The 23,168-nt window shown below is 71.0% G+C and carries 24 protein-coding genes and 3 tRNA genes; 21 read left to right on the top strand and 6 right to left on the bottom strand.

All coding sequences use genetic code 11. The features are described from left to right. Positions 1 to 14 precede the first annotated feature (14 nt). On the bottom strand, positions 15 to 1,184 hold the full coding sequence (locus tag ACZ7LU_RS16255; RefSeq protein ID WP_398300126.1) for a sensor histidine kinase: 1,170 nt from the start codon (positions 1,182 to 1,184) through the stop codon (positions 15 to 17). A 202-nt stretch (positions 1,185 to 1,386) separates the two neighbouring features. Between ACZ7LU_RS16255 and ACZ7LU_RS16250 the strand changes: the two genes are divergently transcribed. The 13 genes from ACZ7LU_RS16250 to ACZ7LU_RS16190 all read left to right on the top strand — a co-directional run bounded on the left by ACZ7LU_RS16250 (position 1,387) and on the right by ACZ7LU_RS16190 (position 13,256). Continuing rightward, positions 1,387 to 1,776, top strand: a complete 390-nt coding sequence (locus ACZ7LU_RS16250) for an NADH-quinone oxidoreductase subunit A (RefSeq protein WP_055547887.1) — start codon at positions 1,387 to 1,389, stop codon at positions 1,774 to 1,776. After that, entirely contained in the window at positions 1,767 to 2,384 is a 618-nt protein-coding gene (locus tag ACZ7LU_RS16245; RefSeq protein WP_471916977.1) for an NADH-quinone oxidoreductase subunit B, read from the top strand. The genes ACZ7LU_RS16250 and ACZ7LU_RS16245 overlap by 10 nt, the downstream gene beginning before the upstream one ends. Further along, complete coding sequence (locus tag ACZ7LU_RS16240) at positions 2,381 to 3,499, top strand: NADH-quinone oxidoreductase subunit C (protein ID WP_471916976.1); 1,119 nt, start codon at positions 2,381 to 2,383, stop codon at positions 3,497 to 3,499. Before ACZ7LU_RS16245 ends, ACZ7LU_RS16240 begins: the two co-directional genes overlap by 4 nt. After that, complete coding sequence (locus tag ACZ7LU_RS16235) at positions 3,496 to 4,464, top strand: complex I subunit 1/NuoH family protein (RefSeq protein WP_471916975.1); 969 nt, start codon at positions 3,496 to 3,498, stop codon at positions 4,462 to 4,464. Before ACZ7LU_RS16240 ends, ACZ7LU_RS16235 begins: the two co-directional genes overlap by 4 nt. Further along, complete coding sequence (locus ACZ7LU_RS16230) at positions 4,464 to 5,072, top strand: NuoI/complex I 23 kDa subunit family protein (RefSeq protein ID WP_471916974.1); 609 nt, start codon at positions 4,464 to 4,466, stop codon at positions 5,070 to 5,072. The genes ACZ7LU_RS16235 and ACZ7LU_RS16230 overlap by 1 nt, the downstream gene beginning before the upstream one ends. Then, positions 5,069 to 5,647 carry an NADH-quinone oxidoreductase subunit J family protein gene (locus tag ACZ7LU_RS16225; protein ID WP_471916973.1) on the top strand — a complete coding sequence of 193 codons (579 nt, stop codon included), beginning with the start codon at positions 5,069 to 5,071 and terminating at the stop codon, positions 5,645 to 5,647. Before ACZ7LU_RS16230 ends, ACZ7LU_RS16225 begins: the two co-directional genes overlap by 4 nt. Then, entirely contained in the window at positions 5,647 to 6,054 is a 408-nt protein-coding gene (nuoK, locus tag ACZ7LU_RS16220; protein WP_471916972.1) for an NADH-quinone oxidoreductase subunit NuoK, read from the top strand. Before ACZ7LU_RS16225 ends, nuoK begins: the two co-directional genes overlap by 1 nt. Beyond that, positions 6,051 to 8,060, top strand: coding sequence for an NADH-quinone oxidoreductase subunit 5 family protein (locus tag ACZ7LU_RS16215; RefSeq protein ID WP_471916971.1), 2,010 nt, complete (start codon positions 6,051 to 6,053; stop codon positions 8,058 to 8,060). Before nuoK ends, ACZ7LU_RS16215 begins: the two co-directional genes overlap by 4 nt. Before the next feature lie 6 nt (positions 8,061 to 8,066). Continuing rightward, entirely contained in the window at positions 8,067 to 9,662 is a 1,596-nt protein-coding gene (locus ACZ7LU_RS16210; RefSeq protein WP_398300142.1) for an NADH-quinone oxidoreductase subunit M, read from the top strand. Further along, positions 9,659 to 11,191, top strand: a complete 1,533-nt coding sequence (locus ACZ7LU_RS16205; RefSeq protein WP_470978805.1) for an NADH-quinone oxidoreductase subunit N — start codon at positions 9,659 to 9,661, stop codon at positions 11,189 to 11,191. The genes ACZ7LU_RS16210 and ACZ7LU_RS16205 overlap by 4 nt, the downstream gene beginning before the upstream one ends. 184 nt (positions 11,192 to 11,375) lie before the next feature. Next, positions 11,376 to 12,239 carry a zinc metalloprotease HtpX gene (htpX, locus tag ACZ7LU_RS16200; protein ID WP_393473013.1) on the top strand — a complete coding sequence of 288 codons (864 nt, stop codon included), beginning with the start codon at positions 11,376 to 11,378 and terminating at the stop codon, positions 12,237 to 12,239. Then, the gene (locus ACZ7LU_RS16195) at positions 12,236 to 12,631 is read left to right on the top strand and encodes a YccF domain-containing protein (RefSeq protein WP_398300146.1); all 396 of its coding nucleotides are present in this window, start codon (positions 12,236 to 12,238) and stop codon (positions 12,629 to 12,631) included. The genes htpX and ACZ7LU_RS16195 overlap by 4 nt, the downstream gene beginning before the upstream one ends. Positions 12,632 to 12,719: 88 nt before the next feature. Then, a complete protein-coding gene (locus ACZ7LU_RS16190; RefSeq protein WP_468088007.1) occupies positions 12,720 to 13,256 on the top strand; it encodes an SMI1/KNR4 family protein in 537 nt (178 codons plus the stop codon). Positions 13,257 to 13,388: 132 nt separating this feature from the next. Here the strand turns inward: ACZ7LU_RS16190 and ACZ7LU_RS16185 are convergent, their stop codons facing one another. Further along, a complete protein-coding gene (locus ACZ7LU_RS16185) occupies positions 13,389 to 14,642 on the bottom strand; it encodes an APC family permease (protein ID WP_471916970.1) in 1,254 nt (417 codons plus the stop codon). A 102-nt stretch (positions 14,643 to 14,744) separates the two neighbouring features. On the opposite strand from ACZ7LU_RS16185, the gene ACZ7LU_RS16180 reads away from it, so the two are divergent. Beyond that, positions 14,745 to 15,011, top strand: coding sequence for a GlsB/YeaQ/YmgE family stress response membrane protein (locus ACZ7LU_RS16180; protein WP_362994366.1), 267 nt, complete (start codon positions 14,745 to 14,747; stop codon positions 15,009 to 15,011). A 145-nt stretch (positions 15,012 to 15,156) separates the two neighbouring features. Here the strand turns inward: ACZ7LU_RS16180 and ACZ7LU_RS16175 are convergent, their stop codons facing one another. Next, on the bottom strand, positions 15,157 to 15,645 hold the full coding sequence (locus tag ACZ7LU_RS16175; protein ID WP_362994368.1) for a YajQ family cyclic di-GMP-binding protein: 489 nt from the start codon (positions 15,643 to 15,645) through the stop codon (positions 15,157 to 15,159). 196 nt (positions 15,646 to 15,841) lie between these two features. On the opposite strand from ACZ7LU_RS16175, the gene ACZ7LU_RS16170 reads away from it, so the two are divergent. Continuing rightward, positions 15,842 to 15,923 (top strand) — tRNA-Tyr (locus ACZ7LU_RS16170). A 75-nt stretch (positions 15,924 to 15,998) separates the two neighbouring features. Here ACZ7LU_RS16170 and ACZ7LU_RS16165 read toward each other — a convergent pair. Further along, entirely contained in the window at positions 15,999 to 18,719 is a 2,721-nt protein-coding gene (locus ACZ7LU_RS16165; protein ID WP_471916969.1) for an NACHT domain-containing protein, read from the bottom strand. Positions 18,720 to 18,953: 234 nt separating this feature from the next. Between ACZ7LU_RS16165 and ACZ7LU_RS16160 the strand changes: the two genes are divergently transcribed. Further along, positions 18,954 to 19,166 carry a hypothetical protein gene (locus ACZ7LU_RS16160; RefSeq protein ID WP_362994372.1) on the top strand — a complete coding sequence of 71 codons (213 nt, stop codon included), beginning with the start codon at positions 18,954 to 18,956 and terminating at the stop codon, positions 19,164 to 19,166. A gap of 49 nt (positions 19,167 to 19,215) precedes the next feature. On the opposite strand, the gene ACZ7LU_RS16155 is transcribed toward ACZ7LU_RS16160, so the two are convergent. Together ACZ7LU_RS16155 and ACZ7LU_RS16150 are read right to left on the bottom strand one after the other, a co-directional pair. Beyond that, entirely contained in the window at positions 19,216 to 19,872 is a 657-nt protein-coding gene (locus ACZ7LU_RS16155; RefSeq protein WP_398300154.1) for an SDR family oxidoreductase, read from the bottom strand. Positions 19,873 to 20,093: 221 nt separating this feature from the next. Next, positions 20,094 to 21,389 carry an amidohydrolase family protein gene (locus ACZ7LU_RS16150; protein WP_468715836.1) on the bottom strand — a complete coding sequence of 432 codons (1,296 nt, stop codon included), beginning with the start codon at positions 21,387 to 21,389 and terminating at the stop codon, positions 20,094 to 20,096. 245 nt (positions 21,390 to 21,634) lie between these two features. On the opposite strand from ACZ7LU_RS16150, the gene ACZ7LU_RS16145 reads away from it, so the two are divergent. From ACZ7LU_RS16145 to ACZ7LU_RS16125, 5 genes are all read left to right on the top strand, one after another. Continuing rightward, positions 21,635 to 21,707: transfer RNA gene (locus ACZ7LU_RS16145), tRNA-Thr, on the top strand. A 48-nt stretch (positions 21,708 to 21,755) separates the two neighbouring features. After that, positions 21,756 to 21,828: transfer RNA gene (locus tag ACZ7LU_RS16140), tRNA-Met, on the top strand. A gap of 88 nt (positions 21,829 to 21,916) precedes the next feature. Then, positions 21,917 to 22,081 carry a 50S ribosomal protein L33 gene (gene rpmG / locus ACZ7LU_RS16135; RefSeq protein ID WP_004571794.1) on the top strand — a complete coding sequence of 55 codons (165 nt, stop codon included), beginning with the start codon at positions 21,917 to 21,919 and terminating at the stop codon, positions 22,079 to 22,081. 86 nt (positions 22,082 to 22,167) lie between these two features. After that, positions 22,168 to 22,632 carry an FAS1-like dehydratase domain-containing protein gene (locus ACZ7LU_RS16130; protein WP_471916968.1) on the top strand — a complete coding sequence of 155 codons (465 nt, stop codon included), beginning with the start codon at positions 22,168 to 22,170 and terminating at the stop codon, positions 22,630 to 22,632. 4 nt (positions 22,633 to 22,636) lie between these two features. After that, positions 22,637 to 23,065: a MaoC family dehydratase gene (locus ACZ7LU_RS16125; RefSeq protein ID WP_362994382.1), complete on the top strand. Its 429-nt coding sequence runs from the start codon at positions 22,637 to 22,639 to the stop codon at positions 23,063 to 23,065. The last annotated feature ends 103 nt before the right edge of the window (positions 23,066 to 23,168 follow it).

The following is a 23,168-nucleotide window of genomic DNA, read 5'->3' as shown; positions in this document are numbered from 1 at the left end:
ACCGGGGGTTTTCCCTACCCCACGCGGTCCCGCCACGGCAGCTCCGCCGTGATCGTCGTGGGCCCGCCCTGCGGCGAATCGATCACGAAGAGCCCGTCCACGGCGCCGAGCCGGTCCGCGAGCCCCGCCATGCCCGTCCCGCCGTCGAGCCGCGCCCCGCCGCGCCCGTCGTCCCACACCTGGATGAGCAGCCGCTCCTCCGAACGCCAGACGTCGACGCTCGCGGACTTCGCCCCGCTGTGCTTGCTGACGTTCTGCAGGAGCTCGGAGACCGTGAAGTACGCGATGCCCTCGATGGCGGCCGCCGGGCGCGCCGGGAGCTCGGCGGTCACCTTCACCGGGACCGTGCAGCGCGACGCGACGGAGGAGAGCGCGGCGTTGAGGCCGCGGTCCGTGAGGACGGCCGGGTGGATGCCGCGGGCCAGATCGCGCAGTTCCTGCAGCGCCAGCTTCACCTCGCCGTGCGCCTCGTCGACCATGGAGGCCGCGGCGTCCGGGTCCTCAAGGAGCTTCTCCTTGGCGAGGCCGAGCCCCATGGCGAGGGCGACAAGGCGGGCCTGCGCGCCGTCGTGCAGATCGCGTTCGATGCGGCGCAGGTCGGCGGCGGCGGTGTCCACCACCACGCCCCGGTCGGACTCCAGTTCGGCGATGCGCCGCTCCAACTCGTCGGACGGTGACAGCAGTCCGCGCACCATCGCCCGGTCGGCGTTGGCGAGGCCGCGCGCGATGAAGGGCAGAACCGGCCAGAGCACGAAGAGCCCGGTGAGGGTGACCGTGAAGGTCACCACGCCCCACGGCAGCCGGATGAACGCGTACAGCATGGTGCGCCAGCCCACCGGGTCCTTCAGGTTCGCCCACAGCCGGCCGAGGAAGCCCTGCCCGCGGTGTCCCGGCATCGGGCTCGGCTCGTCGACCCGGACGCCGAGCAGTTTCCTGGCCCGGCCCCGTTCGGCCCGGCCGATGAGGCGCGCGCCGAGCAGCCCCAGCGCGAGCAGCGGCAGACCGATCACCGTCACCGTCAGGCCGGTGCCCACGGCCAGCACGGTGATCGCGTAGACGAAGCCGGCGATCCCCATCGGCAGGTTCACCAGGAGGTGTGCGATCTCCTTCCAGGTGTGCCGGTCGTACGCGAAGCGCGCGGGTGGTGGCCGGTCGTCCTGCGGAGACGTGGTGCGTGCGGTCATACGCGCTAGGGTGCCCGGCTCGCCGCCGCGACGCCATGAGGGCGGCCGCCGGGGCAGCCGGGGGATAACCCCACCCCGGCCGGATCATTGCGTGACGCTCTGCTTACTGAACCTTTAGCAGGCCCTAGACTCCCGTGCGTACAGATCGTCGAAAAGGGTCAGGTTCAGGGAGTGACAGGCGGTCAGGGAGTGAGGGAGTGACGTGCACGTGACGAACGTCGCGGCAAGCTACTACCAGTCGTACTCCGTCGTCGGACTGCTCGCCGTCGTGGGCGTGCTGTTCGTCGCCGTGGCCTTCGGCGCGGGGCGGCTGCTGCGCCCGGTGGTGCCGACCCCGGAGAAACTCCTGACGTACGAGTGCGGCGTCGACCCCGTCGGCGAGGGCTGGGCCCACACCCAGGTCCGCTACTACGTCTACGCGTTCCTCTACGTGATCTTCGCCGTCGACTCGATCTTCCTCTTCCCCTGGGCGACGGTCTTCGCCGCGCCCGGCTACGGCGCGACGACACTCGTGGAGATGTTCATCTTCCTCGGCTTCCTGGCCGTGGGCCTGCTGTACGCATACAAGAAGGGCGTCCTGACGTGGACGTGACCCCGGAGACCGAAGGGCGGCCGCGGCCCGTGCTGCTCCCCGAGCCGAAGAGGCTGGGCGCGCTCGCCCGCCTCGCCCCCGAGCCGATGAAGGTGGTCCTCAACTGGGGCCGCCGGTACTCCCTCTGGGTCTTCAACTTCGGCCTCGCCTGCTGCGCCATCGAGTTCATCGCCGCGTCCATGGCGCGCCACGACTTCATCCGGCTCGGCGTCATCCCGTTCGCGCCGGGCCCGCGCCAGGCCGACCTGATGGTCGTCTCCGGCACGGTCACGGACAAGATGGCGCCCGCGGTCAAGCGCCTGTACGAGCAGATGCCCGAACCGAAGTACGTCATCTCCTTCGGCGCCTGCTCCAACTGCGGCGGCCCCTACTGGGACTCGTACTCCGTGACGAAGGGCGTCGACCAGATCATCCCCGTCGACGTGTACGTCCCCGGCTGCCCGCCCCGCCCCGAGGCGCTCCTCCAGGGCATCCTCAAGCTCCAGGAGAAGATCGCGCGGGAGTCGCTGGGGGAGCGGTACGGGAACGGTTCCGGTGGCCGGCCCTCGGCGGCCGCGCTCCGGAGCGGCCTGGTGAAGGCGCCCGCGCCGGGGGAGGACCAGGCATGACCGGCTGGCTGCCGAGCCCCGTCGAGGAGCTCTTCGGCGCGGAGGCGACGGCCGACGAGTCGTACGACGTACTCACCGTCGACGTCCCTGCCGCCGCGTGGACCACCGCCCTTGAAACCGCCCGCACCACCCTGACCTGCACCTATTTCGACTGGCTGAGCGCGGTCGACGAACCGGGCACCGGCTTCAGGGTGGCCGCCCACGTCGTGGCGCTCTCTCCCGTACGCCGCCTCCTGCTCCGTACGACGGTCGCGCACGACGCCCCGGTGCTCGCCTCCGCGGTCGGCGTCTACGCGGGCGCGGCCTGGCACGAGCGCGAGACGCACGAAATGTTCGGCGTGACCTTCGAGGGCCACCCCGGGCTGACCCCGCTGCTCCTGCCCGACAGCTTCGAGGGCCACCCCCTCCGCAAGGACTTCGTGCTCGCGGCCCGCGTCACGAAGGCCTGGCCGGGCGCCAAGGAGCCGGGGGAGTCCGAGCACGGCGGCCCCAAGCGCCGCCAGATGCTGCCGCCCGGCGTGCCCGACCCGAACGAATGGGGCCCTCTGAAGGGCCAGCTCCCTCCGGCTCCGGCACGTCCGGCGCGCGGGGCGGGGCGCGCCGGGGCCGCTGGGGCAGGTGCTGCCGGGGCGGCGGGGCGCGCCGCCGGGGAACGCCCCGTGCGGCGGACCCGGAGCGTGAGCGAGGGCTCTGCCAGCCAGGCCGCGCCGACGCCTCCGGCGGAGGGCGCATCGGCCACGCCCGCCGAGCGGGAGGCGCCGGCCCGGCCCCCGAGGCGCGCGCGGAGCGCGAGCCAGGGATCGGCGTCACAGCGTGCGCAGACGCCGCCCGAAGCCACGGTTCCGGCCGAAGCCACGGCTCCGCCCGAAGCCGCGGTTCCGGCCGCAGCTCCGGCCGATGTGGAACCCAAGGCTCCGCGCAGCTCCGACGCGCCCTGGCACCACGCCCGCCCGACGTTCGACACCACGAAGCAGCCCAAGTCCGAGTCCGAGTCCGCCCCCGAGCCTGGTCCCGACCCGACGGCCGCGCCGGAGACCCCCCGTACCGGGGGCACCGGAAGCACGGGGGCCGCCGAAGACAACGGGGACACCGAAGACACTGGAGGGAACGAGTGAACGACGCCCTCGACGTCGCCCTGCGCCTCGTCATCGTCTTCGCGGCGTTCCTGGTCCTGCCCCTCGTCGTCGGCCAGACCGAGCACAAGGTGATGGCCCACATGCAGGGCCGCCTCGGCCCCATGCACGCGGGTGGTTTCCACGGCTGGGCCCAACTGATCGCCGACGGCGTGAAGTTCGCCCAGAAGGAAGACGTCGTCCCGGCCAAGGCCGACCGCCGCGTCTTCCAGGTGGCACCCGCCATCGCCCTCCTCCCGTACCTCCTCGTCCTGATCGCGATTCCGATCGGCCCCGGCGAGGGCGCGGTCGGCGAGGTCGTCGACGCGGGCATCTTCTTCGTGCTCGCGGTCATGGGCGTCGGCGTACTCGGCTCGCTCATGGCGGGCTGGGCCAGCGCCAACAAGTTCTCCCTCCTCGGCGGCCTCCGCACCGCCGCCCAGCTCCTCGCGTACGAACTGCCCATGCTGCTCGCCGCCGCCTCGGTCGCGATGGCCGCGGGCACGGTCTCGCTGCCCGGCATCGTCGACGCGTTCGAGTGGTGGTGGCTGCCCTGGCAGATCGTCGGTGCCCTCGTCTTCTTCGTCGCGGGCCTCGCCGAACTCCAGCGCCCGCCCTTCGACATGCCGGTCGCCGACTCCGAGATCATCTTCGGCGCCTACACCGAGTACACCGGTCTGCGCTTCGCCCTCTTCCTCCTCGCCGAGTACGCCGGAATCGTCGTCCTGTGCGGCCTGACCACCGTCCTCTTCCTGGGCGGCTGGCACGGCCCGTGGGGTGCCGACGGGCTCGGCTGGGTCTGGACCCTGCTGAAGACGGCGGTGCTCGCCTTCGTCGTCATCTGGCTGCGTGTCAGCTACCCCCGTCTCCGCGAGGACCAGCTCCAGAAGCTCGCCTGGACCCTCCTCGTCCCGCTCGCCCTCGCGCAGATCGCGCTCACCGGCATCGTGAAGGTGGCGATCAACTGATGCCTCCGATCCCCGGGTCAGGCCTCGCCAAGGGCCTCGCCGTCACCCTCCGCACGATGACGAAGAAGACCGTCACCGAGCAGTACCCCGAGCACCAGCCCGAACTGCCGCCCCGCACCCGGGGCGTCATCGGCCTGTTCGAGGAGAACTGCACGGTCTGCATGCTGTGCGCCCGCGAGTGCCCCGACTGGTGCATCTACATCGACTCCCACAAGGAGACGGTCCCGCCCGCCGCCCCCGGCGGCCGCGAGCGCAGCCGCAACGTCCTCGACCGCTTCGCCATCGACTTCGCCCTCTGCATGTACTGCGGCATCTGCATCGAGGTCTGCCCCTTCGACGCGCTCTTCTGGTCGCCGGAGTTCGAGTACGCCGAGACCGACATCCACGAACTCACCCACGAGCGCGACAAGCTGCGCGAGTGGATGTGGACGGTCCCCGCCCCGCCCGCCCTGGACGCCGGCGCCGAGGAGCCGAAGGAACTCGCCGCCGCCCGCAAGGCCGCGGAGAAACTGGCCGCCGCCGAAGCCGCCGCGACCGCATCGCCGGCCACGCGTCCCGGGGCCCCCGGGATCCCCGAGAGCCCCGAGACGAAGGGCGAGGAGTCGTGAACGAGGTCGTGCACATCGCCGCCGAAACACACGGCTTCCTCTCCCCGACCGGCGTCGAGATCGCCTTCCTCCTGGTCGGCGTCGTCACGCTCGGCGCGGCGGTCATCACGGTCACGACCAAGCAGCTGGTGCACGCCGCCCTGTGGCTCGTGGTCGCGCTCGGCGGACTCGCCGTCGAGTACCTCCTGCTGACCGCCGAGTTCATCGCCTGGGTGCAGGTCCTCATCTACGTCGGTTCCGTGGTCGTCCTCCTCCTCTTCGGACTGATGCTCACCAGGGCGCCCATCGGCCGCTCCCCGGACGCCGACTCGGGCAACCGCCCGGTCGCGCTCGCGGTGGCCCTCACCGCTGCCGCCGCCCTGGTCTGGGTCGTCGTGGACGCCTTCCGCACCACGGTGATCGACCTGGACGGCGCCGCCCAGGGCTCCACCGACGTGACCGGCTCGGTCCTCTTCCGGCACTGGGTGCTCCCCTTCGAGGCGCTCTCGGTCCTCCTCCTCGCCGCCCTCGTCGGCGCGATCGTCCTGTCCCGCAAGACGGCCAAGGGCACGTCCGCCCCGGAGGGAGACCGCTGATGCACCTCCACCTCGCCTATCCCGCCGTTCTCGCCGTCCTCCTCTTCAGCGTCGGCCTGTACGGAGTCCTCGCCCGCCGCAACGCGATCCTGGTCCTGATGTCCGTCGAGCTGATGCTCAACGCCGTCAACCTCAACCTCGTCGCCTTCGACGTCTGGCTCCGCGACTCCCTCCACGCCGGCCAGGCCCTGACCCTCTTCGTCATCGCCATCGCCGCCGCCGAGATCGGCATCGGCCTCGCGATCGTCCTGGCGGTCTACCGCAACCGCGGCAGCTCCGCCGTCGACGAACTCCGCGACACCGCAGAGGCCACCTCCGAGGCAACCGAGGCCGCCGCCGAAGAGCCCGACCCCGCACAGCAGCCGCCGTCGGCGCAGACGTCGAAGAAGGCTGAGGCCACCGCGTGACCACGACCACCCTCGCCGTCCTCGTCCCCCTCCTTCCGTTCCTGGGCGCGGCCGCGGGCCTGCTCCTCGGCCGCCGCGTCCCCGGCCTCGTCCGGCCCCTCGCGGTCCTGCCCACCCTGACGGCCCTCGTGCTCGCCGTGCTCGTGGCGGCCCGGCAGGGCGGCGGCACCGGCGGCGGCAAGGCCCCGGTCGACGCCGCGACCGAGCTCACCCCGACCGGCTCGGTCCCCATCGAGCTCGCCCTGCACATCGACGGCTTCGCCGCCCTCGTCGCCGTCCTGGTCGGCGTCGTCGCCTCCTGCGTGCAGATCTACTCGACGGGCTACCTCCGCGACGACCGCCGCTACCCCTCGTACGCCGCTCTCGTCTCCCTCTTCACCTCCGCGATGCTGCTCGTCGTCTACTCCGGCGACCTGATGGTGCTCCTGGTCGGCTGGGAGATCATGGGCATCTGTTCGTACTTCCTGGTGGGCCACTACTGGGAGACCCCCGAGGCGCGCGCCGCCTCCCTGAAGGCCTTCCTCGTCACCAAGCTCGGCGACGTCCCCTTCCTGATCGGTCTGTTCGCGCTCGCCGCCGACACGGGCTCCTTCCGCATCACGACGATCCTCGCGACGGTCACGGACGGCGGCCTGGACCACCCCACGCTCATCGCCCTGCTGCTCCTCGCGGGCGTGGCGGGCAAGTCGGCGCAGTTCCCGCTGCACACCTGGCTGCCCGACGCGATGGCAGGCCCCACGCCCGTCTCCGCGCTGATCCACGCCGCGACGATGGTCGCCGCCGGTGTCTACTTCGTGGCCCGGCTCCTCCCCGTCTTCGCCGGCTCCGACGCGGCCCTGGTCGTCCTCGCCGTCATGGCCGCCGTCACCATGGCCGGGTCGGCACTCGCCGCGCTCGCCCAGGACGACATCAAGCGCGTCCTCGCGTACTCGACGATCGGCCAGCTCGGTTACATGACCGGCGCCCTCGCCGTCGGCGACCGCGGAGCCGCCGTCTTCCACCTCCTGTCCCACGGCGCCTTCAAGGCGCTCCTGTTCCTCACCGCGGGCGTGCTCATCCACGCCGCCGGCACCAACTCGCTGGCCGCCATGTCCCGCATGAAGGGCCTGCGCGACCGCGTCCCCGACGCCTACTGGACGATGACCGTGGCGCTCCTCGCGCTCGCCGCGATCCCGCCGTTCAGCGGCTTCTTCTCCAAGGAGGCCGTGCTCGGTGCCGCCGAGCACACGGCCACGGGCCATGCCGCGACCGCGCCCACCGCGGCGGGCTGGATCGTCCTCGTCGCCGGGCTGCTCACCGCCCTCCTCACCGCCGCGTACGCGACGCGGCTCTGGCTGCTCGCCTTCAACGGCCGGGGGACCGAAGCCCCCCGGCACGGCAGGCAGCCCGTCGCCATGACCGCCGTGCTCTGGGTGCTCGCCGTCCCCTCCCTCGTCTTCGGTCTGACCGTCGGCGTCCTGCCGGACTGGTTCGACGGCCACTCGCTCGCCCCGACGCTCACCACCTCCGTCGTGGGCACGGGTCTCGCGCTCGTCGGCGGTCTGGTCACCTATGGCGCGTGGCGGCACACCACGGCGCTCACCGACCGCGTCCCGATGGGCGCGGTCGCCGCGAGCCCCGACGGTGACGGCGGCCTGGTCGAGGCAGAAGCCATCGCCACCCACGCCCCCGCGTACGGAGACGTGGCCTCGGCACCGGACCCGGCCGACCCCGGCCGCCTGCTGCTCGGACCGCTGCACCGGCACGCGGCCGCCGGCTTCCACCTCGACGCCGTCTACACCGCCCTGTTCGTGCGCCCTGTCCGGGCCGCCGCGGGACTCGTCCGCTTCCTCGACCGCGAGGTCGTCGAGACGTACGTGCGCGGCGCGGGCGCCGCACCCCGCTGGCTCGGCGCGGCCGTCCGCCGCGCACAGACCGGCAACGTGCAGACCTATCTGAGCGCGCTGCTCGCAGGCACGGTCGTCCTGGCCGTCGCCGCCGTCCTCGTCGCCACCGCCGGAGCGTGAGCAGCCGTGATCGGTATCAGTGAGTCCGTGATGCAGTTTCTTCTGGCGTTGATCGTCGTCGGCCCGCTCATCGGTGCCGTGGCCGCCCTTCTGCCGGCCCCGCCCGGGCTGAAGGGAAAGTCGCCCGACCAGGCCGTGCTGCGCCACGGCGTGACCGTGACCGGCGTGATCCTGCTCGCCGCGATCGTCCTCGCGCTCGGCTTCGACCACGACCAGCCGTCGAAGATGCAGGCCACGACCGATATCAGCTGGATCCCCGCACTCGACGTGCGCATCCATCTCGGCATCGACGGCATCTCGCTCCCCCTTCTGGTCCTGACCGCGCTGCTGACGTTCCTCTGTGCGCTGTACTCCTACTTCAAGCTGCCCGCGGGCCCGTCCCCCAAGGCATTCGTCGCACTGATCCTCATGCTCGAGTCCGGCACCCTCGCGACCTTCGCCGTCCTCGATCTGCTGTTGTTCTTCCTGGCGTTCGAGATGGTGCTCATCCCGATGTACTTCCTCATCGCCCGCTGGGGCGGTGAGCAACGCACGCAGGCCGCCTGGAAGTTCATCCTGTACACCCTGCTCGGATCCGTCGTGATGCTGCTGGGCCTGCTCCTCATCGGGCTCAAGTCCGGCACATTCGACATGGTGGCACTCGCCACTGACAACGGCCGGGGCCTGACCACATCCGTGCAGGTCATCGCCGTTCTGGCGATCGGGATCGGGCTCGCGGTCAAGACGCCGATGTGGCCGTTGCACAGCTGGCTGCCCGACGCCCACACCGCCGCGCCGACCGTCGGCTCGGTCCTGCTGGCCGGCGTGCTGCTGAAGATGGGTACGTACGGGTTCGTCCGGATCATCCTGCCCATCGCCCCCGACGGAATGCGGGAGTTCGCGCCGTACCTCGCGGCCTTCGCGGTCGTCGGGATCATCTACGGATCCCTGGCCTGCCTCGCGCTCGCCAAGCAGGGCGCGAAGGGCGACCTCAAGCGCCTCATCGCGTACTCGTCCGTCGGCCACATGGGCTTCGTCCTGCTCGGCATCGCGACGATGAGCCCGACCGGCGTGAACGGCGCGCTGTTCGCCAACATCGCCCACGGCCTCATCACCGGCCTGCTCTTCTTCCTCGTCGGCGCGCTGAAGGACCGCACCGGCACCACCGACCTCGACGCCCTCGCGCGGGAGTCCGGCGCCGCGCTGTACGGCAAGGCACCCCGCCTCGGCGGCCTCCTGGCCTTCGGTGCCGTCGCCTCCCTCGGCCTGCCGGGCCTCGCCGGGTTCTGGGGCGAAATGCTCGCCCTCTTCGGCGCGTTCGAGCCCGCTGCCGACCTGAGCCGCCCGGCCTTCCTCACCTTCATGGCCATCGCCGCCTTCGGCACCCTGCTCACCGCCGCGTACATGCTCATCGTCGTACGCCGTGTCTGCATGGGCCCGATGCCGCAGACCGCCACGGCCGACGAGCCGGCCCCCAAGGCCCTCGCCGACGTCCACGGCTACGAATTCGCCGCCTGGACCCCGCTCGTCGCCCTCACCGTCCTCGCCGGGCTCTGGCCCGCGGCTCTCCTCGGCCTGACCGACCCGGCCGTGCAGAAGCTCCTCACTGGAGGCAAGTCGTGACCGTGGCCGCCGAAAGCGCCGCCAGCCTCGTCCAGTCCGTCGACTGGCTCGCGATCGCGCCGCCGACCATCGCCGCGGTCGTCGGCCTCGTCGTGCTCGTGGCCGACCTCTTCGTGAAGGACGGCAAGAAGGCGCTCCTCGGCTGGCTCTCCGTGGCGGGCCTGGCCGCGGCGGCGCTCTCCCTGCTCCCCCTCCTGGACGACGACCGCTCGACCTTCTGCCTGACCGGCGGGGGCACGCACGCGTGCAGCTACACCGCCGACCGCTTCACCCTCGTCATCCAGCTCCTCGTCCTCGGCGGCGCCCTGCTCGCCGCCCTGCTCTCGATGAGCACCCTCAAGGACTCGGGCGATGAACTCCCCGCAGGGGAGTTCTGGTTCCTGCTGCTTTCCTCCGCGGCGGGCGCCGCCCTGCTGCCCGCCTCGCGCGACCTCGCGACGCTCATCGTCGCCCTCGAAGTGGCGTCCCTGCCGGCGTTCGCCCTCGTCGGCCTCAGGCGCGGCGACAAGCGCTCCTCCGAAGCGGCCCTGAAGTTCTTCCTGTCCTCGGTCACCGCGACCGCGGTGAGCCTCATGGGCGTCAGCTTCGTGTACGCGGCGACCGGCACCCTGCACCTCACGGAGATCGCCACCAAGCTCCAGGAAGTCGACGGACAGCTCCACACGCTCGCCCAGACCGGTGTCGCGCTCACCCTCGTCGGCTTCGCCTTCAAGGTGGCCGCCGTGCCCTTCCACTTCTGGGTGCCGGACACCTACGTAGGCGCGCCCCTGCCCGTCGCCGCCTACCTCTCCGTCGTCGGGAAGGCCGTCGGCTTCACCGGCCTCATCCTCGTCACCGTCGTCGCCTTCCCGTCGTACGCGGACGTGTGGGGCCCCGCGCTCGCCGTCCTCGCCGCGCTCACCATGACCGCGGGCAACGTGGCGGCCCTGCGCCAGCAGTCCACGCGCGCGTACAGCGCGGTACGCCTCCTCGCCTGGTCCTCGGTCGGCCAGGCCGGGTACCTCCTGGTCCCGATCGCCGCCGCCGGGTACGCCGACAACGAGGCCGCCGCCGAGAAGGCCATCGGCTCCACCGTCGCGTACGCCCTGATGTACGCCGCCGTGAACCTCGGCGCCTTCGCCGTGGCCGCCCTCGTCGGCCGTACGCAGCGCCTGAACCGCGTCAGCGACTACCGCGGCCTGTACGCGCGGAGCCCCCTCGCCGCCCTCGTCCTCGGCTTCTTCCTGCTCTGCCTGGCGGGACTGCCGCCCGGCATCATCGGTCTCTTCGCGAAGGTCACCGTCTTCTCGGCCGCCGTCGACGCGGGCCTCGGCTGGCTCGCCGTGGTCATGGCCGTCAACGTGGTGATCGCGCTCTTCTACTACCTCCAGTGGACGGCGCTCCTGTTCCGCGCCCCGGAAGGGGAGCCGGTCAAGCACCGCGTCCCCGCCCCGCTCACCGCGGCCATCGCGCTGACGGCGGTCCTCGGCATCGCGCTCTCCGGAGCGCCCCAGCTGGTCCTGAGGTTCTCGGACACCGGCCTGTTCTGACGGCCCGCTCCGACAGAGCGCCCCCGGCCGCCCCCGGCCGTCACCCGCGCGGCCTACACCGCTCATGCGTGCACAAGGGAACTAGTGCTCCCCGCCTGGCGTTGACCAGTACGGGAGGGTCCACTGAACAGTGGAAGCACCAGTCAGCAGAGGGTTCCCCCACGCACCACCAGGAGGGCGTACCGTGCACCGCCGGCACAACGGGTTGAAGACCGCCGTACTCCTCGGGGGACTGTCCGCGCTCATCCTTGTCATCGGCAGTTTCTTCGGGCGTACAGGCCTGATCGTCGCGCTCTTCGTGGCGCTCGGCACCAACGCGTACGCGTACTGGAACAGCGACAAGCTCGCCCTGCGCGCCATGCGGGCCCGCCCGGTGAGCGAATTCGAGGCCCCCGAGCTGTACCGCATGGTCCGCGAGCTCTCCACCCAGGCCCGCCAGCCCATGCCCCGTCTGTACATCTCACCCACCGAGGCGCCGAACGCGTTCGCGACGGGCCGCAACCCCCGCAACGCGGCGGTGTGCTGCACCGACGGCATCCTCCGCCTCCTCGACGAGCGCGAACTGCGCGGCGTCATCGGCCACGAGCTCAGCCACGTCTACAACCGCGACATCCTGATCTCGTCGGTCGCGGGCGCCCTCGCCTCCGTGATCATGTTCCTGGTCAACTTCGCCTGGCTGATCCCCGTCGGCCGGTCGAACGACAACGAAGGCCCCGGCATCTTCGGCATGCTCCTGATCATGCTGCTCGGCCCGCTGGCGGCCTCCGTCATCCAGCTCGCGATCAGCCGCTCCAGGGAGTACGAGGCCGACGCGTCCGGCGCGCAGCTCACCGGCGACCCCCTCGCCCTCGCGAGCGCCCTGCGCAAACTCGACGCGGGGACGAAGCAGTTGCCGCTGCCTCCCGAGCCCCGCCTCGAGACGGCGAGTCACATGATGATCGCCAACCCCTTCCGTCCGGGACAGGGCATGTCCAAGATGTTCTCCACCCATCCGCCGATGGCGGAGCGCATCGCCCGACTCGAGCAGATGGCAGGTCGCCACCAGTGAAGACAATCCTGAACGTCATATGGCTCGTCCTCTGCGGCTTCTGGATGTTCCTGGCCTACTTGGTCGCGGGTGCGATCCTCTGCGTCACGATCATCGGCATCCCGTTCGGCCTGGCCAGCTTCCGCATCGGCCGCTATGCCCTGTGGCCCTTCGGCTACACCACGGTCGAGCGCCGCGACGCGGGCGCGCCCTCCTGCGTGGGCAACGTGCTGTGGCTGCTCCTCGCGGGCTGGTGGCTCGCCCTCGGCCACATCTTCACCGGCATCCTCCTGTGCGTCACGATCATCGGCATCCCTCTGGGCATCGCCAACTTCAAGCTGATCCCGGTCTCGCTGCTGCCCCTCGGCCGCGACATCGTCCGCACCGACCAGCCCTTCGCCGCGCGCTATTGAGGCGCGGTGCCCTGAAGAGGCGCTGGAGTCCGGCGAAGGAGACCTCGGCCAAGGCCCGATTGTCAGTGCCGGGGTCCACCATGAACTCATGAACAACAGCGAGCAGTTGCTGGCCCGTGTCGCCACCGAGGCGCGCGCCACCCGTCCCTGGGGCTGGGACACCCTCCCCACCCCCGTGGACGCGGCGACCCTGGCCCGGGCGGAGGCCTCCCTGGGCTTTACCCTGCCGCCCCTGCTCGCCGCGCTCTACACCCGCATAGGCGACGGCGGCTGGGGCCCGGAGTACGGCTTGTTGCCCCTGCTCGAAGGCAAGTCGTCAGGAGGCGAGCCCGCCGTCGTCGAGGAGTACTTCACGATGCGCGGCTCCGAGTGGGGCTGGCCCGAAGGCGTCCTGCCGATATCCCACTGGGGCTGCGCGATGTACGCGTGCGTGGACTGCCACACCGACGACGCGCAGGTCCTGCTCTTCGAGCCCAACGGCGGCGACCCGCGGCACGCCTGGTTCGTCGACTCCCCGGACCTCACGACGTGGCTCACCGCATGGCTCGACGGCACGGGCTGGTACGAGGAGGACAACGACGGCCTGGACCTGCCGGCCTGGCAGGACGCCCGCACGCGCGCGTAAGGCACCCTTCCCACGGCCTCTGCCTAGACCTACGGCCTCTCCCAGGGCACACCCGCCAGCCGCCAGCCGCCAGCCGCCAGCCGCCAGCCGCCAGCCGCCAGCCGCCAGCCGTCAGCCGTCAGCCGTCACCTGTCAGCCGTCAGTGCCACCGCCCCGCACTCGTCCCCGTACCCCATAGGCGACGACACCCACCGCCAGCACCAGCACCCCGGCCACCACCGACGACACCGGCAGGGCGAACGCCAGCGTGACGCAGCCGATCACGCCCACCAGCGGCACGACACGCGCTGTCGGCTCCGGACTCAGCGTCCAAGCCGACGCGTTGGCCACCCCGTAGTACACGAGCACCCCGAAGGAGGAGAAGCCGATCGCCCCACGCACATCCGCCGTCGCCGCCACCACCGCGACCACGGCCCCCACGGCGAGCTCCGCGCGGTGCGGCACCCGGAAGCGCGGATGCACGGCCGCGAGCGCCCCTGGCAGGTGCCCGTCCCGCGCCATGGCCAGCGTGGTCCGCGACACGCCCAGGACCAGCGCGAGCAGCGAGCCGAGCGCCGCCACCGCCGCGCCCGCCCGGACCACCGGCACCAGCCCCGGTGCCCCCGCCGCACGCGCCGCCTCCACCAGCGGCGCCGACGCGCCGGCGAGCCCGTCGGAACCGAGTACGGTCAGCGCGGCCACCGCCACGGCCGCGTACACGCACAGCGTGATGCCCAGGGCCAGCGGGATCGCCCGCGGAATGGTCCGCGCGGGGTCCCGTACCTCCTCGCCGAGCGTCGCGATCCGCGCGTACCCGGCGAAGGCGAAGAACAGCAGCCCGGCCGCCTGCAGCACCCCGCCGAACCCACCCGAGAGCCCCACTTCGAGGCGTCCCGCGTCGGAGGCCCCCGATCCCGCGCAAGCGGCCACGACGGCCGCCAGCACGGCGAGCACCACAGCGACGATCCCGCGCGTCAGCCACGCCGACTTCTGCACACCCACATAGTTGACGGCGGTCAGCAGCACCACGGCTCCGACGGCCACCGCGTGCGCCTGCCCCGGCCAGAGGTACGCCCCCACGGTGAGCGCCATCGCCGCACACGAAGCGGTCTTGCCGACGACGAACGCCCAGCCCGCCAAGTAGCCCCAGAACGCTCCGAGCCGTTCCCGCCCGTAGACGTAGGTCCCGCCCGACGCGGGGTAGCGGGCGGCGAGCCGTGCCGACGACATCGCGTTGCAGTACGCCACCACGGCGGCGACGCCGAGGCCGATCAGCAGCCCCGACCCGGCGGCTCCCGCGGCCGGCCCGAGCGCCGCGAAGATACCCGCCCCCATCATCGACCCGAGGCCGATCACCACCGCGTCGAAGACGCCGAGCGTCCGCCGAAGCTCCGGCTGCTGTGTCATACGCCGCACCCTACGGATCACCGCAACCGCGACTCTCCGTAGAGACGTCCTTCAGGACAACAGCGCACAAAAGCTCACCGCGCGAGAAAGGCCGGTCACCGCATGGGCATCATCAGCTGGATCGTTCTGGGACTGCTGGCCGGAGCCGTCGCCAAACTGCTGCTGCCCGGTCGCGACCCGGGCGGCTTCATCGGCACGACCGTCATCGGCATCGCCGGCGCCTTCATCGGCGGCTGGATCTCCGCCCGCTACCTCGACCACCCCATCGCCGACGACTTCTACGACGGCGCCACCTGGGCGGCGGCCATCGGCGGCTCACTGGTCCTGCTGGTCGCGTACCGCATCCTCTTCGGCCACTCACGGCGCTGAGACGCCGTTCCCCGATCTGCGGCCAGCAGCAAGGGCGGGCACCCCACCCGGGGTGCCCGCCCTCCGTCGTCCGTACGACAGCGGACCACCGGCCGTACGACCGGCCGTACGACCGGCCGTACGACCGGCCGTACTACCGGCAGTGCTACCGGTAGTTCACGAACTGCAGTGCGAAGTCGAAGTCCTGCCCCTTGAGCAGCGCCTGTACGGCCTGCAGGTCGTCCCGGCTCTTCGAGCTGACCCGCAGCTCATCGCCCTGGACCTGCGCCTTGACGCCCTTGGGGCCCTCGTCGCGGATGATCTTGGCGACCTTCTTCGCGTTCTCCTGGGAGATGCCCTCCTCGATGGAGGCGAAGATCTTGTACTCCTTGCCGGACAGCTGCGGCTCGCCCACCTCCAGCGCCTTCAGCGAGATGCCGCGCTTGACCAGCTTGGACTGGAAGACATCGAGGATCGCCTTGACCCGCTCCTCGCCGCTCGCCTCCATCAGGATCTTCTCGCCGGACCACGAGATCGAGGCGCCCGTGCCCTTGAAGTCGTAACGCTGCGAGATCTCCTTGGCGGCCTGGTTGAGGGCGTTGTCGACCTCCTGCCGCTCGACCTTCGAGACGATGTCGAAACTGGAGTCGGCCATGTCCTGTGGCTCCTTGTATCGGGGTATGCGTACTCAGCGGTTACACGGCCGACTGACGCTGGCCGCATCCGCAAAGCCTAGCCACCGCCCCCGCGCGGGGTGCCGCTCAATCGGGTGGCGAAGCACCCCTGTGCATCAGGTATCGTTTACGTCGTTGCCACGGAGCGCCGCGAAAGCGGAGCTTGGCGACAAACCCGGCGGTGTGCCCGAGCGGCCAAAGGGAGCAGACTGTAAATCTGCCGGCTCAGCCTTCCCAGGTTCGAATCCTGGCGCCGCCACATGAAGGTGAACCCCCTCCGATCTGCGGAAACGCAGATCGGAGGGGGTTTCTTCGTATATGGCGGCGCGCACGTTCAGACCGTGCCGAGACGCCCCCGTACGACCTTCGTGGACTCCGGCAACAGATGAGCGCCGACAAGGGCGGTGTCTTCGGGGACACGCAGAGTGAGTAGGGAGCGCACCCTCTCCAGGGTGCTGAGGTCGATGCTCGGCTGGAGCGTATCGATGGTGAGCTCGCACAGTTTGGGGAAGAGACCCAGCCAGTCCCAGGTGGATCCCATGTCCGCCTCGACCCACAGATGGGTGAGGCGCTGACCCGGGCACGTGGCGACGAACTCCTCGACGGTGAATTCGCCCGTGATCCTGATGCGGGAGCGGCCGCCGAAGCTGCGCAGCGCGCGCAGCTCGTTCAGGTTCGACACGGGGAAGTAGAGCCCGTCCTCAGCGAGGTGAGCGACCACCTCCTGGCCGTACAGCTCGGTGTCGTACCGCCCCCACGCCTGGGCGAGTTCGTTGCGTACCCGCAGGTCAGGGTGGTTGCGGTAGAGGGCGAGCACCTCGATCGCGGCATACGTGGCGATGGGCGTGGCGGTCAGCACGGTGAAGTACGCCTCATCGGCCACGACGCGGTAGGCGGCCTCCGCCGCCGCGGCCGCCGCCTTCTGCTCTTCCGTGGCGAAGGGGCCCGGGGCGTTTGGGCGCGTGGGCAGCTCCCGGGGGCCGGACAGCAGCTCGATGACGACGGGACCGATGGCCGCCAGGGCGCGCGCCTGGTCCGGCGAACGCGGCGGGATGAGGGCCGCCGCCCGCTCCTGCACTTCCGCCCGTACCGAAGGGGCGAGCTCGGTCGCGTGCTCCAGGCAGGCGGCCGCGAGGAGGTGGAGCCGGTCCATGCCCTGACGTGAGGTGTCATCGCGCCTGATGAGGCCGGTGAGGAGATACGTCCGCTCGGTGGGCCGCGCATGGGCGACGGCCATGCGGATGACGTCCTCCCACTGGTCCAGGTGCGCGTTGGCGATGAGGAAGTCGAAGTCGAGCCCTTCGACCGCCGCCTTGGCCCCCAGGTAGTCCTGGAAGGTCCGGTGGACGAAATCCATGGAGTCCGCACTCGGTTCCCGGAGGAGGCCGCTGCGGACGAGCAGATGCCTGTAGACCTCCTCCGGAGTGCCCTGTTCGGCGACCTTCGGCATGGCCGGCAGGACCTGGCCCAGGAGCTCCACCGCGTCGGTGCGGTTCATCTCGGAGCGGCCGTTGCGGATCATCCAGTAGGCCAGTTTCTGGATCAGCTGGATGTGCTCGGCCTCGCTGATGTGGATGGGCCCGGACTTGTGCACACCGCGCTCACGGTCGCGCCGGAAGAGCAGCATGGACAGGGCCGCGTCGTAGATCTCCTTGCGGCCCTCGGGCAGGAAGCCGCGGCGGTCCTGGTGCAGTGCGCAGATCAGGCCGCACATCAGCGGGTTGATCGCGAGCCTGCTCAGGTCCTCCTGGGCGCGGACCGCGCGCAGCAGCTCGGTGGCGTACTGGTCGCTGATGCCGGCCGCCTTGTGCCACCGCTGGATGAACTCCGCGATGTTGGCCCGGTTCATGGGGGCGAGGTCCAGCTCGGCGAAGTCGTCGTCGGTCAGCCAGCGTTCCCGTACGGCAGAGGGCCGGGAGGTGACGAGCCAGCGGTTGTCGGGGTAGGCGCTGAGCAGCTCCCGCAGCCAGCGACGGGCGTCGTTGCGGTCGTCCTCGGGCACCTCGTCGATGCCGTCGACCAGGATGAGCCCGCGCCCCTCCTGCAGCACCCGGTCGATCCAGCCGTGCGGCTGGCTGCCGGCGATCGGGCAGTCCACCGCGGCCAGGAAGCCGTCGGGAGCGGGCAGCGGAGCGCCACTGCGGGTCAGGGTGCGCAGAGGGAGGACGAAAGGCACGACTCCGTAGAGGTACAGCAGCTGTTCATCCAGGGACTTCTTCGCCGTGGTCACCGCCAGCCACTGGATGAGAGTGGTTTTTCCGGAGCCGGCCACACCCCGTAGGAGTACGCGGTTACGGCCCGCCAGGACGTGGTCGGCCGAGACCACGCTGGGAGTGGCGCTCAACGCGTCGGCGGCCGCGTCCAGCCTGAGGTAGGCCACGTCGAGCCGCCAGCTCTCCGGAGCTCCGGACAGGTCGAGGCCGAAGATGCTCAGCTTGCCGTGCTTGGTCGCGATGTAGTGCGCGTACCGCTCCTCGAACGGTCCGTCAGCCGGGGAGGGCGACCGGGTGATCAGGGAGTCGATCTTGCGGGTCAACTCCTCGATGCCGCGGCTCTGTTCGAGCAGGGTGCGGGGGACGAAGGTGGACCGCTGGGTGAAGAAGTTCAAGATGTGCAGGCACGCGGTGTCCAGCACGCCGGCGTGCAGGGTGACCGCGTCGTGGGACAGGCCGAGCGTCGCCGTCCGGTTCTGGGCGCGCAGGTGGCGGGAGAGCTCCAGATGGCCGAGCCGTACGGCCTGCACATCGTCCATGTCGAGTGTGCCGAGGGTGCGCAGGGAGTCGGTGACGGCGTGGATCACGGCCTGCTTCTCGAAGGAGGGCAGCAGCTCTTCCACGTTGGTCGAGTGGGCGGCTCGCTTGACCAGCTCCTCCGCGATCTTGTGCAGATCCTTGTCGGAGAGCGTCCGCTTCTCACCGCGGAACGAGACGAGCCGCGACACCCGGACGGGTCTGTCGACCAGCTCGGCCCCGGCGCCCTCGGACACGAACAACTTCCTGACCAGCGGTCCCACGATGCTCGAGGCGAGCCGGGCTCCGATCACGGCGGGTTCCATCAGCCCAGCCCTCCGAGGCGTTCCGCGCGGCGTGCGCGGCCCGAGCCGCCGACCGCCCTCGCGGCAGGATAGGGCCGAATGCGGGACGGGATGCCCAACTTCCCGGATACGTCACCCAGTTGGGAGTCGCTTCTTTGACCTGCGGGAATGCTGGAGGGATGAGTGTCCGTACGTACTTTCGGAGCGTCTGGCCACGGCGCGCGGCCACACCGCCCGCACGGGCACACTGATCCCATGTCGTCCCGTCGCAGAAACTGCCCGGAGTGCCGCCGCGAGATCGCTGTCGTCGGCGGCCGGTTCGCCCGCCACGACCCGCCGGGCCCGCGCGGCACCGGTGACCTGATCTCCTGTCCGGGGTCCCGCAGGCAGGCCCCGCTGGGAGCCGCACAGGCGGCTCTGGACGGCTATGTGGTCCCGGACCACCCCGGGCAGCTCCCGCTGTTCTGAGCGGGCCTCAGAAGCCGTCCTCGGACCGGCTGAACGGCTGCCCCGGTCCTCAGTTGCCCGCGACCGACTTGACCGCCACCGACACCGGCACGGACCCGCTGACCAGCTCCAGCGTCAGCCCGGCCGTCGCCGGTGTCTCCAGGAGCTCCGCGAGCACCGCGGCGACGTCGTCCCGGGGGACCGGCCCGCGCCCGGTCGACGCCTCCAGGCGTACGAGACCGGTGCCCGCGTCGTCCGTCAGCATCCCGGGACGCAGGATCGTCCAGTCGAGGGCGGCACGCGCGCGTACGTTCGCGTCCGCCTCGCCCTTGGCCCGCAGATAGGCGTCGAAGACCTCGTCGCCCTGGTGCTCGGGATCGGCGCCCATCGACGACACGACGATGTAGCGTCGCACCCCGGCCCGCTCCGCCGCGTCCGCGAAGAGCACGGCCGCGCCACGGTCCACGGTGTTCTTGCGGTCGACGCCGCTGCCCGGCCCCGCGCCCGCCGCGAAGACCGCCGCGTCGGCGCCGCGCAGCCGCTCGGCGACCTCGTCGACCGACGCCGACTCCAGGTCGCACAACACCGGTTCGGCACCCGCCGCGCGCAGATCGGCCTCCTGATCGGCGTTGCGGATCACCCCGGCGACTTCGTCACCACGCGCGGCGAGCAGACGCTCCAGCCGCAGCGCGATCTGACCATGACCCCCAGCGATGACAATGCGCATACTCCCGACCGTACGGCAGGGCGGACGCGATCGCTCAACGCGCGCGTGCGCACCAGCGGGAACACGCGCGTGTGCCCCACGGGAACATGCGCGTGTGCCCCACGGGAACATGCGCGTGGGGCCTGGGAAACACGCGCGGGGGCCCCGGAAGACACGCGCGCGTGGGACCCGGAAAACACGACAGCGAGGCACGCCACACACGCGTGGAGGCCGTCCAGCCCTCAGGAGGACGGCTCGTCACCCTTCGGGCGTCCGGGCGCCGCCCCCGCCGACCGACCCTGCCGCGGCAGGTCCAACGCCACCGCCACCGCGGAGTCGCAGTACTCGCGCACCGCACTGGTCCGCGCCACGACGCGCCCTCCGTGCACCACGATCCGGCTGTACGCGAGCGACAGCGCCCCCGCGAGCCGGTCGCCGCGCACGGCGAGCAGTTCGGCGGGAAAGCCCGCCTCCACCCGCACCTCGGGCAGCCCCATGGCCGTCCGCGCGGCCCCGCTCACCGCTCCGTAGGCGTCCTCGGGCCGCAGCCCGAACCCCGTGGCCAGCAGGTACGCCGCCTCCAGCGGATCCCCGCGCCCCACCGGGTTCGACACGTCCCGCATCGCCCCGCTGCCCGCGGCGACCCGCACCCCGGCCGCGCGCAGCAGCCGCACGGGAGCCGTCCTGCGCCGTTCCGCGCTCCCGCAGCCGCCCTGAGGCAGACACACCACCGTCACCCCGGCCGACGCGAGCTGCTCGGCGGTGCGCGAGGCCACGTCGGCGGGCAGCCGTCCGAGACCGCCGCACGGCCCGACCGTCACCCCGGCCCGCAGACCGGCCGCCATCGCCGCGAGCCGCCCGAGCCGGGCCGGGTCGTCACCGTCCGTGTGCAGGTCGACCGGGCACCCGTGCTCCGCGGCGAGCTCCAGGACCGCCTCCGTGTAGCCCGTCGGGTCGGGGTCGAGATCAGGACAACCGCCCACTACGGAGGCGCCCATTTTCACCGCGTCCCGCAGCATCGCGAGCCCGTCGGCGCCCGCGACGCCGGTCAGCAGCCGCGGCACCGCGACGGTCGTCATGTCGACCAGACCCCGCAGCGAGCGCCGCGCCTGAAGCACCGCCTCCATCGGGCCGAGCCCCTGCACGTCACCGATCCGCACGTGCGAACGCACCGCCGTGGCGCCGTGTCCGAGCTGCAGCAGGGCCGCCTCTGTGGCCCTGCGCTGCACGTCGGGGACGTCGTACGAGACGGGGCCCACCGTGTCCGCCGACAGCGCCGTGTCGCCGTGTGCGTGCGGCTCCGCGGGTGCCGGCAGCAGGAGGTAGCCGTCGAGGTCCACGCGCGCGGCGTGCGAGGTCAGGCTGCCGGCCGTGCCGACCGCCTCGATGCGCCCGCCGCCGAGCCGGACGTCGACGGTCCGGCCGTCGGTGAGCCGGGCACCGCAGAGCAGCAGGGCCCCCGGATCGTCCGCGGGGCCGGAACCGGACGGTCCGGGGGCACCGGAGGAGTGGGGCTGCTGCGGCTGGCTGTCGGGCATCGCACTCCTGGGGCTCGGGGGGCGGCTGCAGTCGTTTCGAGGCGTCAAGATCACGCAGCGCGCGTCGAGCCTAGGACGGCGAAAGGCCCGCTTCGAGGAGGAGCGGAATAGTCGTACCGGTGTGGTTCGAGCAGGCGGACGGGGCGTTCGCAGACGCCTGTGGCGGGCCGGCCGACGTCCTGGGGCAGCCCCGGCGAAACGGATTTGGGCGATCGGCGACCAACCGTGTAATGTCTTCATCGCTCGCCCCAATAGCTCAGTCGGTAGAGCGTCTCCATGGTAAGGAGAAGGTCTGCGGTTCGATTCCGCATTGGGGCTCTGATGTCGAGTGATCCTCGCTTTCGGGTGAGGAGATCACGGCATCGCAGCGGTGTAGCTCAGTCGGTAGAGCAAGCGGCTCATAATCGCTGTGTCACCGGTTCAAGTCCGGTCACCGCTACTCCTGGTAGCCGATTGTGGGGTCGGTCCTTCGATCGGCTACTCTTTTATGCGTTCATCCGTCCATCGTCCGTCCAAGGAGCACTCACGTGGCTGCCACCGACGTCCGCCCGAAGATCACGCTGGCCTGCGTGGAGTGCAAGGAGCGGAACTACATCACCAAGAAGAACCGGCGTAACGACCCGGACCGACTGGAGATGAAGAAGCACTGCCCGCGCTGCAACGCGCACACTGCGCACCGCGAAACGCGCTAAACACAGGCTCGTACACGAGGCCGTCCCCGTTGTTCGGGGGCGGCCTCGCGTCGTTTACGAAACCAACCGCAGGAGGTGCCGAGCCCATGGCGCTCGACCAGTCCTTCGTGGGGCGGTCCTATCCCCCCACTGATCCTTATGAGGTCGGCCGGGAGAAGATCCGTGAGTTCGCCGAAGCGGTGGGAGACGCCAATCCCGCCTACACGGACACGGAGACAGCCAAAGCGCTCGGTTACCCCGATGTGATCGCTCCGCCCACTTTTGTGTTTGCGATCACGTTCAAGGCGGCGGGTCAGGTCATCGAGGACCCGCAGCTGGGCCTCGACTACAGCCGCGTGGTGCACGGCGATCAGAAGTTCGCCTACAGCCGCCCGGTGCGCGCGGGTGACCGGCTCACGGTCAGCTCGACCATCGAGGGGATCAAGTCGCTCGCGGGCAACGACATCCTGGACATCCGCGGCGAGGTCCACGACGAGGCCGGCGAGCACGTCGTGACCGCCTGGATCAAGCTCGTCGCGCGCGCGGCGGAGCCCGTGGCAGAGGAGGCGTGAAGCGATGACGGCGAAGATTTCCTACGACGACGTCGAGGTCGGCACCGAGCTGCCGGCCCAGTCCTTCCCGGTGACCCGCGCCACCCTCGTGCGGTACGCGGGCGCCTCCGGTGACTTCAACCCGATCCACTGGAACGAGAAGTTCGCGGTCGAGGTCGGCCTCCCCGACGTCATCGCCCACGGCATGTTCACCATGGCCGAGGCGATCCGCGTCGTGACCGACTGGCTGGGCGACCCCGGGGCCGTCGTCGAGTACGGCGTCCGCTTCACCAAGCCGGTCGTCGTCCCGAACGACGACAAGGGCGCCACCATCGACGTCAGCGCCAAGGTCGCGGCCAAGCTGGACGACAACCGCGTGCGGGTCGACCTTCTCGCGAAGAGCGGCGACCAGAAGGTCCTCGGCATGTCGCGAGCGGTCGTGCAGCTGGCCTGACGGCTGGTGAGGGTCTGCCGGGCTGTTAAGGGTCTACGTAGACGCAGGTAAGGGGCACCCCGCAATGGGGGGTGCCCCTTACGCATGTCTGCAGAGGTGCACA

The organism is Streptomyces sp. NPDC039462 (genome assembly GCF_055639375.1).
The sequence above is the reverse complement of the archived record's forward strand: the minus strand, read 5'-3'. Positions and strand labels throughout refer to the sequence as shown.

Excerpts from the sequence above, each read along its gene's own strand:
- ACZ7LU_RS16255 (WP_398300126.1), bottom strand. The coding sequence starts at position 1,184 with ATGACCGCACGCACCACGTCTCCGCAGGACGACCGGCCACCACCCGCG.
- ACZ7LU_RS16240 (WP_471916976.1), top strand. The coding sequence starts at position 2,381 with ATGACCGGCTGGCTGCCGAGCCCCGTCGAGGAGCTCTTCGGCGCGGAG.
- ACZ7LU_RS16230 (WP_471916974.1), top strand. The coding sequence starts at position 4,464 with ATGCCTCCGATCCCCGGGTCAGGCCTCGCCAAGGGCCTCGCCGTCACC.
- nuoK (WP_471916972.1), top strand. The coding sequence starts at position 5,647 with ATGCACCTCCACCTCGCCTATCCCGCCGTTCTCGCCGTCCTCCTCTTC.
- ACZ7LU_RS16190 (WP_468088007.1), top strand. The coding sequence starts at position 12,720 with ATGAACAACAGCGAGCAGTTGCTGGCCCGTGTCGCCACCGAGGCGCGC.
- ACZ7LU_RS16185 (WP_471916970.1), bottom strand. The coding sequence starts at position 14,642 with ATGACACAGCAGCCGGAGCTTCGGCGGACGCTCGGCGTCTTCGACGCG.
- ACZ7LU_RS16180 (WP_362994366.1), top strand. The coding sequence starts at position 14,745 with ATGGGCATCATCAGCTGGATCGTTCTGGGACTGCTGGCCGGAGCCGTC.
- ACZ7LU_RS16175 (WP_362994368.1), bottom strand. The coding sequence starts at position 15,645 with ATGGCCGACTCCAGTTTCGACATCGTCTCGAAGGTCGAGCGGCAGGAG.
- ACZ7LU_RS16165 (WP_471916969.1), bottom strand. The coding sequence starts at position 18,719 with ATGGAACCCGCCGTGATCGGAGCCCGGCTCGCCTCGAGCATCGTGGGA.
- ACZ7LU_RS16160 (WP_362994372.1), top strand. The coding sequence starts at position 18,954 with ATGTCGTCCCGTCGCAGAAACTGCCCGGAGTGCCGCCGCGAGATCGCT.
- ACZ7LU_RS16155 (WP_398300154.1), bottom strand. The coding sequence starts at position 19,872 with ATGCGCATTGTCATCGCTGGGGGTCATGGTCAGATCGCGCTGCGGCTG.
- ACZ7LU_RS16150 (WP_468715836.1), bottom strand. The coding sequence starts at position 21,389 with ATGCCCGACAGCCAGCCGCAGCAGCCCCACTCCTCCGGTGCCCCCGGA.
- ACZ7LU_RS16130 (WP_471916968.1), top strand. The coding sequence starts at position 22,168 with ATGGCGCTCGACCAGTCCTTCGTGGGGCGGTCCTATCCCCCCACTGAT.
- ACZ7LU_RS16125 (WP_362994382.1), top strand. The coding sequence starts at position 22,637 with ATGACGGCGAAGATTTCCTACGACGACGTCGAGGTCGGCACCGAGCTG.